Annotated in this window: 11 protein-coding genes; 6 read left to right on the top strand and 5 right to left on the bottom strand. The window is 72.1% G+C overall.

Translation table 11 applies throughout. The annotated features are described in order from the left end of the window. The first annotated feature begins 153 nt into the window (after window positions 1-153). The gene (gene ilvA, locus OHA19_RS15370) at window positions 154-1,383 is read left to right on the top strand and encodes a threonine ammonia-lyase (RefSeq protein WP_405716148.1); all 1,230 of its coding nucleotides are present in this window, start codon (window positions 154-156) and stop codon (window positions 1,381-1,383) included. Window positions 1,384-1,604: 221 nt separating this feature from the next. On the opposite strand, the gene greA is transcribed toward ilvA, so the two are convergent. Beyond that, window positions 1,605-2,102 carry a transcription elongation factor GreA gene (gene greA / locus OHA19_RS15365; protein WP_405716150.1) on the bottom strand — a complete coding sequence of 166 codons (498 nt, stop codon included), beginning with the start codon at window positions 2,100-2,102 and terminating at the stop codon, window positions 1,605-1,607. A 195-nt stretch (window positions 2,103-2,297) separates the two neighbouring features. Further along, a complete protein-coding gene (locus OHA19_RS15360; RefSeq protein ID WP_405716151.1) occupies window positions 2,298-2,714 on the bottom strand; it encodes a DUF4307 domain-containing protein in 417 nt (138 codons plus the stop codon). Window positions 2,715-2,811: 97 nt separating this feature from the next. Between OHA19_RS15360 and mca the strand changes: the two genes are divergently transcribed. Beyond that, the gene (gene mca, locus OHA19_RS15355; RefSeq protein WP_405716153.1) at window positions 2,812-3,693 is read left to right on the top strand and encodes a mycothiol conjugate amidase Mca; all 882 of its coding nucleotides are present in this window, start codon (window positions 2,812-2,814) and stop codon (window positions 3,691-3,693) included. 1 nt (window position 3,694) lies between these two features. Continuing rightward, window positions 3,695-3,928: a hypothetical protein gene (locus OHA19_RS15350; protein WP_405716155.1), complete on the top strand. Its 234-nt coding sequence runs from the start codon at window positions 3,695-3,697 to the stop codon at window positions 3,926-3,928. Window positions 3,929-4,038: 110 nt separating this feature from the next. Here OHA19_RS15350 and OHA19_RS15345 read toward each other — a convergent pair whose 3' ends face one another. After that, the gene (locus OHA19_RS15345; protein ID WP_405716157.1) at window positions 4,039-7,323 is read right to left on the bottom strand and encodes a tetratricopeptide repeat protein; all 3,285 of its coding nucleotides are present in this window, start codon (window positions 7,321-7,323) and stop codon (window positions 4,039-4,041) included. Window positions 7,324-7,510: 187 nt separating this feature from the next. On the opposite strand from OHA19_RS15345, the gene OHA19_RS15340 reads away from it, so the two are divergent. Further along, complete coding sequence (locus tag OHA19_RS15340) at window positions 7,511-9,541, top strand: thioredoxin domain-containing protein (protein WP_405716159.1); 2,031 nt, start codon at window positions 7,511-7,513, stop codon at window positions 9,539-9,541. A gap of 113 nt (window positions 9,542-9,654) precedes the next feature. Here OHA19_RS15340 and OHA19_RS15335 read toward each other — a convergent pair whose 3' ends face one another. Both OHA19_RS15335 and OHA19_RS15330 read right to left on the bottom strand, forming a co-directional pair. Further along, window positions 9,655-10,287, bottom strand: a complete 633-nt coding sequence (locus tag OHA19_RS15335) for a TetR/AcrR family transcriptional regulator (RefSeq protein WP_405716161.1) — start codon at window positions 10,285-10,287, stop codon at window positions 9,655-9,657. Between the two features lie 51 nt (window positions 10,288-10,338). Further along, entirely contained in the window at window positions 10,339-11,037 is a 699-nt protein-coding gene (locus OHA19_RS15330) for a hemolysin III family protein (protein WP_405716163.1), read from the bottom strand. Between the two features lie 373 nt (window positions 11,038-11,410). Here OHA19_RS15330 and OHA19_RS15325 point away from each other — a divergent pair, with 373 nt between their 5' ends. Both OHA19_RS15325 and OHA19_RS15320 read left to right on the top strand, forming a co-directional pair. Beyond that, window positions 11,411-13,237, top strand: coding sequence for a phosphoenolpyruvate carboxykinase (GTP) (locus tag OHA19_RS15325; RefSeq protein WP_405716165.1), 1,827 nt, complete (start codon window positions 11,411-11,413; stop codon window positions 13,235-13,237). 287 nt (window positions 13,238-13,524) lie between these two features. Next, complete coding sequence (locus tag OHA19_RS15320) at window positions 13,525-15,267, top strand: Ig-like domain repeat protein (protein WP_405750551.1); 1,743 nt, start codon at window positions 13,525-13,527, stop codon at window positions 15,265-15,267. Window positions 15,268-15,322 lie beyond the last annotated feature (55 nt).

The following is a 15,322-nucleotide window of genomic DNA, read 5'->3' as shown; positions in this document are numbered from 1 at the left end:
CGGGGGCTCTCTTCGTGCGGTGTCGGATGGGTGGGGGACAGAGTACGCGGCCACGGGGCAACGCGTACCAGCGCTGCGCAAACCCGTGGACAACGGCCCAGGAGGGGACGGGACGCGTCGGCCGGTGCCCTGCCGAGCTGCAAGACTTGCCGTATGAACTTCCGCGCGACCGGCCACTTTCCCCCGCTGATCCTCGACGACGTCCGCGGAGCGCAGAAGATGCTCTCGGGCGTGGCCAGGATGACCGCCATGGAAGGCAGCCGCCACCTGACCGACCTGGTGGGCGCGCCGGTCCACCTCAAGTGCGAGAACCTGCAGCGGACCGGCTCGTTCAAACTGCGTGGCGCGTATGTACGCATCGCGGGGCTGTCGCCGGTGGAGCGGGCGGCCGGGGTCGTCGCCGCGAGCGCCGGAAACCATGCGCAGGGTGTCGCACTGGCGTCTGCGCTGCTCGGCGTACGGTCGACGGTCTTCATGCCGGTCGGGGCGCCGCTGCCGAAGGTGGCCGCCACCCGCCAGTACGGGGCCGAGGTCCGGCTGCACGGACATGTCGTCGACGAGACGCTGGCCGCCGCGCAGGAGTACGCGCAGGAGACCGGTGCGGTCTTCATCCACCCCTTCGACCATCCGGACATCATCGCCGGACAGGGCACGGTGGGCCTGGAGATCCTCGAACAGTGCCCCGAGGTGCGGACCATCGTCGTGGGGATCGGCGGCGGCGGGCTCGCGGCGGGCATCGCGGTGGCGGTCAAGTCGGTCCGGCCCGATGTGCGGATCGTCGGGGTGCAGGCGGCGGGCGCGGCCTGCTACCCGCCCTCGCTGGCCGTGGGTCATCCGGTGTCGATCGATTCGCCGACCACGATGGCGGACGGCATCAAGGTGGGACGCCCCGGCGACGTGCCGTTCGAGCTGGTCAGGGAGCTGGTCGACGAGGTTCGTACGGTCTCCGAGGACGAGCTGTCCAGTGCGCTGCTGCTCTGCCTGGAGCGCGCGAAGCTCGTGGTGGAACCGGCGGGCGCGAGCCCGGTCGCGGCGCTGCTGAGCGATCCGGAGTCGTTCCACGGGCCGGTGGTCGCGCTCCTTTCGGGCGGCAACGTGGACCCGCTGCTGATGCAGCGCGTCCTGACCCACGGCATGGTGGCGGCCGGCCGGTACCTGAGCCTGCGGCTGCGGCTGACCGACCGCCCCGGCGCGCTGGCCACGCTGCTGGGTGTGCTCTCGGTGGTCGACGCCAATGTGCTCGACATCGGTCATGTGCGGACCGATCCCCGGCTCGGTCTCACCGAGGTCGAGGTGGAGCTCCAGCTGGAGACGAAGGGGCCGGAGCACTGTGCGGAGGTCTCGGCGGCCCTGCGGGACGCGGGCTATCTGGTGATGGGCTGACCCGTACCGTCGCTGCTCCGACGCCTTGCCCGGCGCGACGCTTCACCCCCGGGCAAGGCGTCGCCCGGGAGTGTCGCGGGCGCGTTCGCCGCGGTCGACGAGCGCGCGACCGGCGGGTCCCGTGGCCCGGGGACATCCGGCCACGAGGGGCCGGCTCGTCCGAGCCGCACGATGCCAGGAGCCCCCGGCGGGCCGGGGGCTCCTGGCATCGGTGTGGGGGATCAGCCGGTGTACGGCTTCGCCGCGAGGATCTTCACGGTGGCCGTCTTGCCGTTCGGCAGCTCGTACTCGGCGTCGTCGCCCATCCGCTTGCCGTTCACGCCGGTGCCGAGCGGCGACTGCGGGGAGTACGTCTCGATGTCCGAGCTCGCGTACTCGCGGGAGGCGAGCAGGAAGGTCATCGTGTCGTCCAGGTCGCCGTCGAAGGCGATCGTCACGACCATGCCGGGCTCGACCACGCCGTCGTCGGCAGGCGCCTCGCCGACCTTCGCGTGCTCCAGGAGCTGGGTCAGCTGGCGCACCCGGAGCTCCATCTTGCCCTGCTCCTCCTTGGCGGCGTGGTACCCGCCGTTCTCGCGCAGGTCGCCCTCCTCACGGGCCGCCGCGATCTTTACGGCGATTTCCGTGCGCGCGGGACCAGACAGGTACTCCAGCTCGGCCTTGAGCTGGTTGTACGCCTCCTGCGTGAGCCAGGTGACGTTTTCGCTGGTCTGGGTCACAGGGTGCTCCTCGTCGGTACTGGGAATACAAAGCATCGCCCTACCCGTAAGCATGTGCTTCCACGGGTGGGCGAAACCACGAGCCTAACAATTCCGCAGGAAAAGGGGGAGAAGGTAAATCGTCGGGACCGCATGTGCGCAGGTCAGTACGCAGGTCAGGCCCGGACGTGGTGGTTCAGGGCCGGGGCGCGCCGGTCAGCGCGAGGCCCCGTCGTCGGTGGTGCAGCCCAGCAGCTCGACGCTGGTGGCCCTGGACGTCGTACGCAGGGACAGGATGCGGTCGATCCGCTCGGAGCGGTCGTCGAACCGGAAGTCCTTGCGGGCCACGTCGCCGCCGTCCTCCTGCTGCGCGCGCAGCGTGCAGTAGCCCTTGGCGTCCTTGTCCTTGCGGACTTCCAGGTGCACGTCGACCCGCTGGTCCGAGACGATCTGCCGCTTGATCACCTCGGCGCTGATGCCCTGGCCGGTGACGTAGTCGTAGCCGATCCAGCCGACCACGCCGAGAAGCACGACGCCCAGCACCGAGCCGATGATCTTGAGCTTGCGGTCCGCGCGCTGGTCCGCGGAGCGGCCGTAGCGGTTCTCCGGAAGCGCGTCGCGCACCGCCGTCATGATCGTTCCTCCTGTGCCGGGGATCGAGGAATTTTCCGCCCCCCGGTTCGGTCACTATAGAAGCCTGCCCACATGCCGAATCACTGAGGATCGAGTCTTGACCGAGCAGCTGCGACTGATGGCCGTTCACGCCCACCCCGACGACGAGTCGAGCAAGGGCGCGGCCACCATGGCCAAGTATGTGTCCGAGGGGGTGGACGTGCTGGTGGTGACCTGCACGGGAGGCGAGCGCGGCTCCATCCTCAACCCCAAGCTCCAGGGGGACGCGTACATCGAGGAGAACATCCACGAGGTGCGCAAGAAGGAGATGGACGAGGCCCGGGAGATCCTGGGCGTCGAGCAGGAGTGGCTCGGCTTCGTCGACTCGGGCCTGCCCGAGGGCGACCCGCTGCCGCCGCTGCCCGAAGGCTGCTTCGCGCTGGAGGACGAGGAGAAGGCCGCGGGCCGGCTCGTCCGCAGCATCCGTGCGTTCCGGCCCCAGGCCATCACGACGTACGACGAGAACGGCGGATACCCGCACCCCGACCACATCATGACGCACAAGATCACGATGATCGCCTTCGACGGTGCGGCGGACACCGAGAAGTTCCCCGAGTCGGAGTTCGGCCCGGCCTGGCAGCCGCAGAAGCTGTACTACAACCAGGGCTTCAACCGGCCGCGCACGGTGGCGCTGCACGAGGCGCTGCTGGCCCGCGGCCTGGAGTCGCCGTACGGCGAGTGGCTGGAGCGCTGGAAGGAGTTCGGGCGCGACGAGCGCACGCTGACCACGCACGTTCCGTGTGCGGATTTCTTCGAGATCCGTGACAAGGCGCTGATCGCGCACGCCACGCAGATCGATCCTGACGGCGGCTGGTTCCGCGTCCCGATGGACATCCAGAAGGAGGTCTGGCCCACCGAGGAGTACGAGCTGGCGAAGTCTCTCGTCGATACCTCCCTCCCCGAGAGCGACCTCTTCGCGGGCATCCGCGACAATGCCTGATATGTACGCGACCCAGGCACTGACCGACCTTGTTCCGCTTGCCGCAGAGCTCGACAAGAACAAGGTGACCCCAGGCGTTCTCGGCTTCATCGTTTTCGCGGCGCTCGCCGTGGGCGTGTGGCTGCTGATGAAGTCCATGAACCGGCACATGGGCAAGGTCGACTTCGAGGAGGCTCCGGACCCGGACGCGGTGGCCGAAGCCCCCGTGGCGGCCGGTTCCGCGAAGCAGAAGTAGCCGGAAGCAGCGGGCGAGGGCGGTTACGCAGTTCCGGAGCCGTCCCGGCACGAATCCGGCCGGTCGGTGACCGGCCGGATTCAGGGCTGTCCTCGGGCCCGCGGCTGCCCTCAGCCGCCGGACGGGCCGTACGCGGCCGGCACCGGCACGCCCATGACCTCCCGGGCATGGCGCGTCGGCGTCATGCCCAGGCGCCACGCCTGCCACCCGTCCTCCAGGTCCACGCCGCGGTTCAGCACCACCGTGAACGCCGCCGCGCAGTCCTCCAGCTTGCCGTCCCGCGCCGGGTGTCCGGCCCGCAGCAGCTCGGCGAGCTCCTCCTGGGCCACCGCCGTGCCCACCTCGCTGCCGCCCGGCGACGCGTAGGGCAGCAGCGTGCAGCGCAGGAAGCGGGCCCAGTCCGCGCCCCGCGCGTCGCCGTACGAGTCGAACAGCTCCACCGCCTCGCCGCACAGCTCCAGCGCCTGCGGGGAGCGGTTGTTGCCCGCGTCGATCAACGCCAGCTCCAGGCACGTCCACGCCTCGCCGTGGGCGACCCCGATGCGCCGGAAGTCGGCGCGGGCGTCCATCAGGAGCTGGCGGGCGAAGCCGGAGTTGCGCAGGTTCCCGGTCTGGGCCGCCCGCTGGTCACGGGTGACCCGGCCCGAGTGGTGGCGGGCGCACGCCAGCCCGTACACGTCCCGCATCCGGGAGAACATCGTGCGGGCCCGCTCCAGCTGCCGGACCGCCCGGTCCGCGTCGCCGCTCTCCTCCAGGGCCTGGCCCAGGTAGAACAGCGTCCACGCCTCGCCGCGCGCGTCCTCGTTGTCCCGGTGCCGCTCCAGCGCCAGGTTCAGCTGCTCCACGGCCGGGGCCGGATCGCCGTCCAGGAGCCGGGCGCGGGCCAGCTGGGTCAGCGCCCATGCCTCGCCCCGCTCGTCACGGGTACTGCCATACAGGTCCAGGGCCCCGCGCAGCGCCTCCTCGGCCCGCTCCACATCGCCCATCCGCAGCAGGGTCTGGCCGAGCTGGAACCGCGTCCACGCCTCACCGTGCAGCGACTCGCCCTCCCGGTGCAGGGCCAGCGCGGTCTCCAGCAGGGTCAGTGCCTCCGCCAGCCGGGCCCGGTCGCGCTCGACGGCCGCCAGGGCGTGCATCGACCAGGCCCGGTCCTCGGCCTGTTCCTCGGAGGACTGGAGCTCGATCGCCTCGCGCAGCCGCGCCGATGCCTCGGTCAGATTGCCCTGGTGGTGCAGTGTGATGCCGAGCGAGCAGAGCGCCAGCGCCGTGCCCGCCCCGTTCTGCGCCTCGCGGTAGAGGCCGACCACCGACGACAGGGTGGTGCGGGCCTTGTCCAGCTCGCCGAGCTGACGGGCCGCGATGCCGGTGCGCCACTGGACGGACCGCTCCAGCAGCCCCTTGTCCACCGCCTGCGTCAACTCGCTGATCTCGCCAAGCCGGTAGAGGTCGCCGCGCAGCAGGCAGTAGTCGCACAGTGCGCCCAGCAGGTCCAGCACGGCGCCCTGGTCGACGCCCTCGGCGTGCCGCAGCGCGGAGGTGATGAAGCTCGACTCGTCGTCCAGCCAGCGCAGCGCCGAATCCAGCGAGCCGAAGCCGTGCGAGCCGAACTGCCCGGCCCGGGTGGACATCTTGCCGTCCACCATGCGGATCACCGCACCGGCCAGGTCCGCGTAGTTGCGGATCAGCCGCTCCTGCGCGGCGGTACGGTCCGCCGTCTCCTCCTCGTCCCGCAGTCGGGCCAGCGCGAAGCCCCGTACGAGGTCGTGCAGCCGGTAGCGCGAGCCCCGGACATGGGTCAGCAGGCCGGCCCCGGCCAGCGCCTTCAGCAGCCGCTCGGCCTCCTGCTCGTCGGCGGAGAGCAGCGCCGCCGCGGCGGCGGCGCCCAGACTCGCACGCCCGGCCAGCGCGAGCCGGCGCAGCAGCCGCCGCGCCTGTTCGGACTGGTCGGTGTAGCGCAGCCACAGCGCCCGATCGACCGGCGCGAGGGGACCGTACTCGGCGAGGCCGGCGGCGAGGTCGTCGCGGGTGCGGGTCCCGAGCGAGGAGCCCGCGATGCGCAGCGCGAGCGGCAGCCCGCCGCACAGCTCGGCGACGGTGTCCGTCGCCCGGGAGTCGTACGGCCCCTCCTCCCGGGTCTCGGCCGCCTCGCGCAGCAGCTCCTCCGCACCGGCCGCGTCGAGTGCGCCTACCGGCAGCTGATGGACCCGGGCCGGGATGTCCTCCGGCAGCCGGAGGGGCTCGCGGGCGGTGACCAGGACCAGGCTGTCGGAACGCTCGGGGATCAGGGTGCGCACCTGCGCCGCGTCGCCCGCGTCGTCGAGGACGACCGTCACGGGGGTGCCGGTCAGATGCTGGTGGTACAGCTCGCTCAGCCGCCGCACCTGCTGCTCGGCCGACGCCCTGCCCCGGGCCGACAGGTCCGTCCCGCCGGGAGACGCCGCCCCGTCCCGGAACAGCAGCTGCTCACGGGGCGCGCCCAGCCGGTTCAGCAGGTGCAGCAGCGCGTCACGGGTCGGCAGCGGCGCCTCGCCGGCCACGTCGCCGCGCAGATCGACCACGCAGGCGCCGCGGAACAGGTCCTTCAGGCTGTGCGCGGCCCGCACCGCGAGCGTGGTGCGCCCCGAGCCCGGCGTGCCGTGCAGGACGACGACGGTGGGTTTGGTCTCCGTCGACGCGCGGGCCTCCCGCACCCACTGCGCGATCTGTGCCAGTTCGGTGCGCCGCCCCGCGAACGGCCCGTCGGAGGCGGGCAGATGACCGAACGACTGTTCCAGGACCGCGCGCGTACGGGCCGCCGCGCTGCGGTCCGTACGGCGCAGCGACGGGGCGGTCCGCGACTGCGGGGGGACCTTCTTCGCCGGGGTGCGGGACGAGGCGGTGAGCATTCGCTGCTGGTCGATGAAGGGGCGGATGCCCCGCACCTCCAGCGCCGCCAGCCACTGCAGCCGCAACTGCTCGGCACCGCCGGGCTGTCCGAGCGCCCCGGCCCGCCGGTGGGCGGCGGGCCAGTGCGAGGCGGTGACCTTGGCGACGGTGGCGGTGGCCCCCGCGACCGCGACGACGGCGCCCGCGCCGAGGGCCGGACCGGCCGCCGTACCGAACGCGACATCCGCGCCGAAGGCGGCGACCGCCGCAACTCCGGTGACCAGCAGGGGAGTTCCCAGCGCGGCCCGGCTGAAGCGCTGCGACAGCGGCTGCGTCCCCGCCTCCGCGGCGTCCAGCGCCTGGAGATACGCGGTGTACTCGTCGTCGGCGGCGGCCGTCAGCGAATCCAGCGCCGCCCGCCCGCGCGCCGTCAGCGTGGCGGCGTCGGCCCGGCCGCCCGAGCGCCGTACCTCTTCCTCCACGGCGCGCGCCAACAGCCGTTCGGCTTCGGCCCGATGGCTGTCCCGCATTGTGCCCTCCTCCGGATACGGCGTTCGGCCCTGCCTCGGCCGGGATCGCCGCCCAGTCTCCTGCTTACGGCGCGCCGACGCGAGGGAGCGCGGCGAACGGCGCGTCCTCCGGGCGCCGCCGGGCCGGTTCGCGCGCCGTACCCGTGGCGTGCGGCCGGGGCTTCGCCGCGTGCGCCAGGATTGGGGCATGGCCAACCGACTCGCGCACGCCACTTCTCCGTACCTGCTCCAGCACGCGGACAACCCCGTCGACTGGTGGCAGTGGGAACCCGCCGCCTTCGAGGAGGCCCGCCGGCGCGATGTGCCGGTCTTCCTGAGCGTGGGCTACAGCTCGTGCCACTGGTGCCACGTCCTCGCCCACGAGTCCTTCGAGGACGGCGACACCGCCGCGTACATGAACGAACACTTCGTCTCCGTGAAGGTGGACCGCGAGGAGCGCCCGGACGTCGACGCCGTCTACATGGAGGCCGTGCAGGCGGCGACCGGGCAGGGCGGCTGGCCCATGTCCGTCTTCATGACGCCGGACGGGGAGCCGTTCTACTTCGGTACGTACTTCCCGCCCGAGCCCCGGCACGGGATGCCGTCCTTCCGGCAGGTGCTCGAAGGTGTCCACGGCGCCTGGACCGGCCGGCGCGAGGAGGTCGGGGAGGTCGCCGAGAAGATCACCCGCGATCTGGCGGGGCGGCAGCTGGACCACGGGGCCGGCGGGGTACCCGGCGAGGCGGAGCTCGCGCGGGCGCTGCTGGGCATCAGCCGGGAGTACGACCCGGAGAGCGGCTGGCTCGGCTCCGGCGACACCAGGTTCCCGCCGAGCATGGTGATCGAGTTCCTGCTGCGGCACCACGCCCGGACGGAGTCCGAGGGGGCGCTGGAGATGGCCGGAGGGATGTGCGCGGCCATGGCGCGGTCGAGCCTCTTCGACCAGCTGGGCGGAGGCTTCCACCGGTACGTGCTGCGCCAGCGGCCCGAGGGCGTCCTGGTGCCGCACTTCGAGAAGATGCTCTACGACAACGCGCTGCTCTGCCGGGTCTACGCGCACCTGTGGCGGGCCACCGGATCGGAGCAGGCCCGCCGGGTCGCCCTGGAGACCGCCGACTTCATGGTGCGCGAACTGCGCACCGCCGAGGGCGGTTTCGCCTCCGCGCTCGACGCCGACAGCGCGGACGGCGACGGGCGGCACGTCGAGGGCGCGTACTACGTGTGGACGCCCGGACAGCTGCGGGAGGCCCTCGGCGATCAGGACGCCGCCTTCGCCGCGGAGTACTTCGGGGTGACGGAGGAGGGCACGTTCGAGGAGGGAACCTCGGTGCTCAGGCTCGCGCGGGAGGGTGCCGGGGCGGACCCGGACCGGGTCGCCCGGGTGCGGGCCGCGCTGCTGGCCGCCCGTGAACCGCGCCCGTGCCCCGGCCGGGACGACAAGGTGGTCGCCGCCTGGAACGGCCTGGCGATCGCCGCGCTCGCCGAGACGGGTGCGTACTTCGGCCGGCCCGACCTCGTCGAGCGCGCCACCGAGGCCGCCGATCTGCTGGTCCGGGTCCACCTCGGCGAGGTCGCCCGGCTGGTCCGGACCTCGAAGGACGGGCGGCCGGGCGGCCATGCCGGGGTCCTGGAGGACTACGGCGACGTGGCCGAGGGCTTCCTCGCGCTGGCCTCGGTCACCGGCGAGGGCGTCTGGCTGGAGTTCGCCGGTTTCCTGCTCGACATCGTGCTCCAGCACTTCACCGGCGAGGGCGGTCAGCTGTACGACACGGCGGACGACGCCGAGCAGCTCATCCGCCGCCCGCAGGACCCCACCGACAACGCGACCCCGGCCGGCTGGACGGCGGCGGCCGGGGCGCTGCTCTCGTACGCCGCGCACACCGGCTCCGAGGCCCACCGCACCGCCGCGGAGGGCGCGCTCGGCGTGATCAAGGCGCTCGGCCCGCGGGCTCCCCGGTTCACCGGCTGGGGGCTCGCGGTCGCGGAGGCCCGGCTCGACGGGGTGCGCGAGGTCGCCGTCGTCGGACCGGTCGGCGGCGAGCTGCACCGTACGGCGCTGCTCGGCACGGCGCCGGGCGCGGTGGTGGCGGCTGGGGAGACGGGCGGGGCCGAGTTCCCGCTGCTGGCGGACCGGCCGATGGTGGACGGGGCGCCGACGGCGTACGTGTGCAGGCACTTCGTGTGCGATGCGCCGACGACGGACGCGGGGGAGCTGGCGCGGATTCTCGGCGGCCGGTGACATCCGCTCCGACCGGGGGCCGCCCTGCCCCCGGTCGGAGCGTCAGGCCGCTCGGCGGGATGTCCTGGGCGGGCGGCCGGTGACGCCCGCCCCGACCGGGCCCCTGCCCCGGGTCAGAGCGTCAGGCCGCCCTCCAGGGTGTCCAGCGCCCGGCCGATCAGCGCGACGAGGTCGTCCTCCTGGCCGTGCTCGCCCCAGTACAGCGTCACCTCGCACAGCGTGCCCAGCACCGCCGCGACGAACACCCGGACCGCCAGGTCACCGGGGGCGCGGCCGCTGCGGGCGGCGAGCGCGCCGGCCAGCACCTCGGCCGTGCCCGACATGCTCTCCGCCATCCGGACCCGGATCGCCGGCACCTCCACCAGCAGCCGGGTGCGCTGCCGGAGCTCCTCCTCATCGGTCGCCAGGAACGCCGTGAGCGTCTCGGTCAGGACGTGCCGGAGCGACTCCAGCGGCGGCTCACCGGCCGGGCGGCCGCGCAGGGCGGCCTCCAGGATCCGGTCATACCCGTCGGTGAGGACGATGTCCTCCTTGGTTGGGAAGTAGCGGAACACGGTGCTGGGCGACACCTCGGCCGCCGCCGCGATCTGCTCCACCGTCGTAGCGTCGTACCCCTGCTCGGCGATCAGCCGGTACGCGGCCTGCCGGATCGCGATCCGGGTCCGGAGCTTCTTCCGCTCGCGCAGCCCCGGCTGCGGGGGCGTTTCCGGGGCGGAAACGGAAGCGGTACGGGAGGTGACGGCCATGGCCGCCATTGTCCGGCATCGGCGGGGAGCCGGCACCGGTCCGGACGCTGCTCAGTGGTGGTTGTAGGCCACCAGCGAGATGCCGACGTAGTGCACCACGAAGGCCGCCAGGGTCAGCGAGTGGAACACCTCGTGGAAGCCGAACCAGCGCGGCGAGGGGTTCGGGCGCTTGATGCCGTAGATGACGCCGCCGGCGCTGTAGAGCAGCCCGCCGACCACGACCAGCACCAGCACGGCGATCCCGCCGGTCCGCATGAAGTCCGGCAGGAAGAAGACCGCGGCCCAGCCCATCGCCAGGTAGCAGGGCGTGTAGAGCCAGCGCGGGGCGCCGACCCAGAACACCCGGAAGGCGATCCCCGCGGTGGCCGCCGCCCAGATCGCCCACAGCAGCGGCGTTCCGGTGGACGCGGGGAGCAGCAGCAGGGTCAGCGGGGTGTAGGTGCCCGCGATGATCAGGAAGATGTTGGCGTGGTCGAGCCGGCGGAGCACCGCCTCGCCGCGCGGGCCCCAGGTGCCCCGGTGGTAGAGCGCGCTCACACCGAACAGCAGGCACGCGGTCAGGGTGTAGATCCCGCAGGCGATCCGGCCGAGGGCGCTGTCCGTGAACGCGATCAGCACCACCCCCGCGACGATCACGGCGGGGAACATTCCGGCATGCAGCCAGCCGCGCATCCGCGGCTTCACCGGGACGGGGTCGGACTCGGCTGGTTCCAGCCCGGCGGACCCGGGCGCGGCGGCGGCAGCAGTCATTCCCGCATCGTACCTACGCAACCGTAAGTCGGACCGACCGGCAATTGGGGGCGGCGTCGCGGGGCCGGGCACGCGCATCTGCGGCGTTGTCGTCAATCACCATGGCCCTGCCATGTTTCAATCCTCCGCCATGCAGCTGCACGCACCCAGCCCCGCTCCTTCTCCCACCTCCCCGACTGCCGGTCGGTCTGGCCGGTACGAGTGGCAATGCTCACGTGTGCACCCCCCTGGACATATGGGCGAAACGGTCGGATGATCAAATGAGTGCGGTCGGCACCGGATGAGCGCCAACGAGATTCGAAGGGGTCGAAGCATCCGGGTCGCAGCCCCCACGGGGCAACTACCAAACAGACACCCTCAACAAGGAGCGATCGTGGCGCGCGACATCGCGGCTCCCCTCACCGTCCCCACCGATCACCAGGACCTCATCTCCTGGGTGAACGAGATCGCAGCCATTACCGAGCCGGACCAGGTGGTCTGGTGCGACGGCTCCGAGGCCGAGTACGAGCGCCTGTGCGGGGAGCTCGTGGCCAAGGGCACGTTCACCAAGCTCGACGAGGCCAAGCGCCCGAACTCGTACTACGCCGCGTCCGACCCGAGCGACGTCGCCCGCGTCGAGGACCGCACGTTCATCTGCTCCGAGAAGGAGGAGGACGCGGGTCCGACGAACCACTGGAAGGCCCCCGCCGAGATGCGGGAGATCTTCATCGGTGAGAAGGGTGTCTTCCGCGGCTCGATGCGCGGTCGCACGATGTACGTCGTCCCGTTCTGCATGGGCCCCGTCGGCTCCCCGCTCTCCGCGATCGGCGTCGAGATCACCGACTCCGCCTACGTCGCCGTCTCGATGCGCACCATGACGCGCATGGGGCAGGCCGTCCTGGACGAGCTCGGCACCGACGGCTTCTTCGTCAAGGCCGTCCACACCCTGGGCGCACCCCTGGAGGAGGGCCAGGAGGACGTTCCGTGGCCGTGCAACTCCACCAAGTACATCTCGCACTTCCCCGAGGACCGCGAGATCTGGTCCTACGGCTCCGGCTACGGCGGCAACGCCCTGCTCGGCAAGAAGTGCTACGCGCTGCGCATCGCCTCCGTCATGGCGCGTGACGAGGGCTGGCTCGCCGAGCACATGCTGATCCTCAAGCTCACGCCGCCGCAGGGCGAGGCCCCCAAGTACGTGGCGGCCGCGTTCCCGTCCGCCTGTGGCAAGACCAACCTCGCCATGCTGGAGCCGACGATCCCCGGCTGGACCGTGGAGACCATCGGCGACGACATCGCCTGGATGCGCTTCGGCGAGGACGGCCAGCTGTACGCGATCAACCCCGAGGCGGGCTTCTTCGGCGTCGCGCCCGGCACCGGAGAGCACACCAACGCCAACGCCATGAAGACGATGTGGGGCAACTCCGTCTTCACCAACGTCGCGCTCACCGACGACGGCGACGTGTGGTGGGAGGGCATGACGGAGACCGCTCCGGCCCACCTCACCGACTGGAAGGGCAACGACTGGACGCCCGCGTCCGACACCCCGGCCGCCCACCCCAACGCCCGCTTCACCGTCCCGGCCGGCCAGTGCCCGATCATCGCGCCCGAGTGGGAGGACCCGAAGGGTGTGCCGATCTCGGCGATCCTCTTCGGTGGCCGCCGCGCCTCGGCCGTCCCGCTGGTCACCGAGTCCTTCAACTGGCAGCACGGCGTCTTCCTCGGGGCAAACGTGGCCTCCGAGAAGACCGCCGCCGCCGAGGGCAAGGTCGGCGAGCTGCGCCGCGACCCGTTCGCCATGCTGCCGTTCTGCGGCTACAACATGGGCGACTACATGAACCACTGGGTCAAGGTCGGTGCCGACAAGGACCAGAGCAAGCTCCCGAAGATCTACTACGTGAACTGGTTCCGCAAGAACGACGCGGGCAAGTTCGTGTGGCCCGGCTTCGGTGAGAACAGCCGCGTCCTGAAGTGGATCGTCGAGCGCCTCGAAGGCAAGGCCGAGGGCGTCGAGTCCCCGATCGGCATCCTGCCGGCCAAGGGCTCCCTCGACACCGAGGGCCTGGACCTCTCCGAGTCCGACCTGGACTTCCTGCTCAACGTCGACAAGGAGGTCTGGCGCGAGGAGGCGGCGCTGGTCCCCGAGCACCTCAACACCTTCGGCGACCACACGCCCAAGGAGCTGTGGGACGAGTACCACGCGCTGGTCGAGCGCCTGGGCTGACGCCCCCCGGGCGCACCCCGCGCGGGTGCGCCCCGCACACCCCCGCGGCCGGGCCTCGGACATCCGCCCTGACCTGTGGGGTCAACAGCCCGCCGCGGTACGGCCCCCGGAATCCCCTCACGATTCCGGGGGCCGCCCCCTTTTCTCGTCCCTTTCCCGCCCTTTCGCGGCGAACATCCGAAGATCACCCAGGGCTTGCCCACAAGACCTCCACAACGCTTCGATGTTTCTTCACAACACCTCCGGCTGGGTCGGCCGGAGGCCAACGCAGCCTGTGGGGGACTCAGTTGAGGACGAATCAGCACCATCGACGTATCGCGGCGACACTGACCGCGCTGACACTCGCCACCGCGGGGCTCACCGCCCTCGCACCACCCGCCGCCCTCGCGGCCGACGGCCCGGTGCCCGGTGACACCGTGGCCAAGCTGCCGATCTCCTCGTACTCGGCGATGGTCGTCGACTCGGTGCACGAGCGGGTCTACATCACGGACGACCGCCGGAACCAGTACGCGAACCAGGTCCACGTCTACAACTTCCAGGGCCAGAAGGTGGGTTCGCTGCCCACCGCTTCCGCACCGTCCGGCATGGCCCTGAGCGCGGACGGCGGAACGCTCCATGTCTCGCAGTCCTCGGGCATCCTCGCCTTCGACACCGTGACCCAGGAGCGCACCGGTTTCACGTACACCGCGTACGACGTGCCCTGCCCGCGCGATGTCGCCTTCGCGGGCGGCAAGGAGTGGCACACCGAGACGCCGTACCTCACCACCGAGTGCGATAACCGCCAGACCTGGCTGTACGGCTCGGCGGGCGACCGGTCCACCAGCACCGGGTGGAACGCGACGGGCCGGCTGCGGCTGACGAGCGGCCCCGAGGTCCCGGACCGCGTCGTGATGGCGCAGGCCCGCAACACCGGCGAGACCAACCCCTTCCTCACCACGCTCGACGCGAGCGGCGACACGCTGGTGCGCGGCCCGGAACGCCGGTTCGCGGACGCCGAGGGGCGGGGCGCACTCGACATGAAGGACGTGGCGCAGTCCCCCGACGGCCGGCGGATCGCCGTCGCCGACGCCGCGTACGGCACCCGGCTGCTGGACGCCGCCGACCTGTCCGACGCGCCGGCCGGGTACCAGCCGCTGCCAGAGGGGGCCGTGGCGTCCGCCGTGGCCTTCAGCGGCGACGGCGCCCACGTGGCGCGGGGCGCCGCCGCGGCCGGGAGCACGGCCGACCTGCTCGTGCAGCCGGCCGACCCGGCGGCCGGTACGGCCCCCCTGGAGTTCGCCTTCGAGGGCGCTCTCGACGGGGACCGGGTCGCGCCGCGCGGGCTGGGCTGGTCGAAGGACGGCTCGCGGCTGTTCGCCGTCACCGCCAACACCACCGGCACCGAGTACTGGCTGCATGTCATCCAGCCTCCGGCCGCCCAGTACGACTCCCGCTTCACCGGCACGCTGTCCACCACCCCGGGGCAGCCCGTCGTCGGCGAACCGGTCGGGATCAGGGGCCGGCTGGAGCTGGACGGGCCCGCGCCCGCCGAGCCGGTCAGGGTGTCGGCGGTACGGCACGACGCGAACGGCGACCGCAAGCTCGCCCCCGTCGAGGTCGACGCCGATGGAACGTTCACCGTTCTCGACGTTCCTTCGCTGGTCGGCGACGCCACCTACACCGTCTCGTTCACCGGTGACATCACCCACCGCCCGGCCGAGGACACCACGCTCGCCGTCACGGTCGACAAGGCCCCGACCACCATCGCCCTCACCGCCCCGGCGGAGGCGAACAAGAGCGCCGGGCTGACGATCACCGGCACCCTGACCGGCCGGGGGCGGGCGCTGCCCGCCGGAATCACCCTGTCCGTGGTGCGCACCGACCGGAAGGGCACCGGCACGCTGACCTCGGCCGCCGTCGCCGCCGACGGCACGTTCACCATCAACGACCTGCCTCGCGCCACCGGACAGGTGACGTACGAGGTCGGCTACGCCGGTGACGCCCTGCACAGCGGAACGACGGCATCGGCGACGGTGCGGGTGCGGCTCTGACGGAAGCCGGCGCCGCGCTCCTGACACCCGCGCGGCCCGCGGGGCGGAACGGGCC

The organism is Streptomyces sp. NBC_00012, assembly GCF_045040875.1.
Classification (GTDB): domain Bacteria; phylum Actinomycetota; class Actinomycetes; order Streptomycetales; family Streptomycetaceae; genus Streptomyces.
This window is presented reverse-complemented; position numbering and strand designations above follow the sequence as displayed.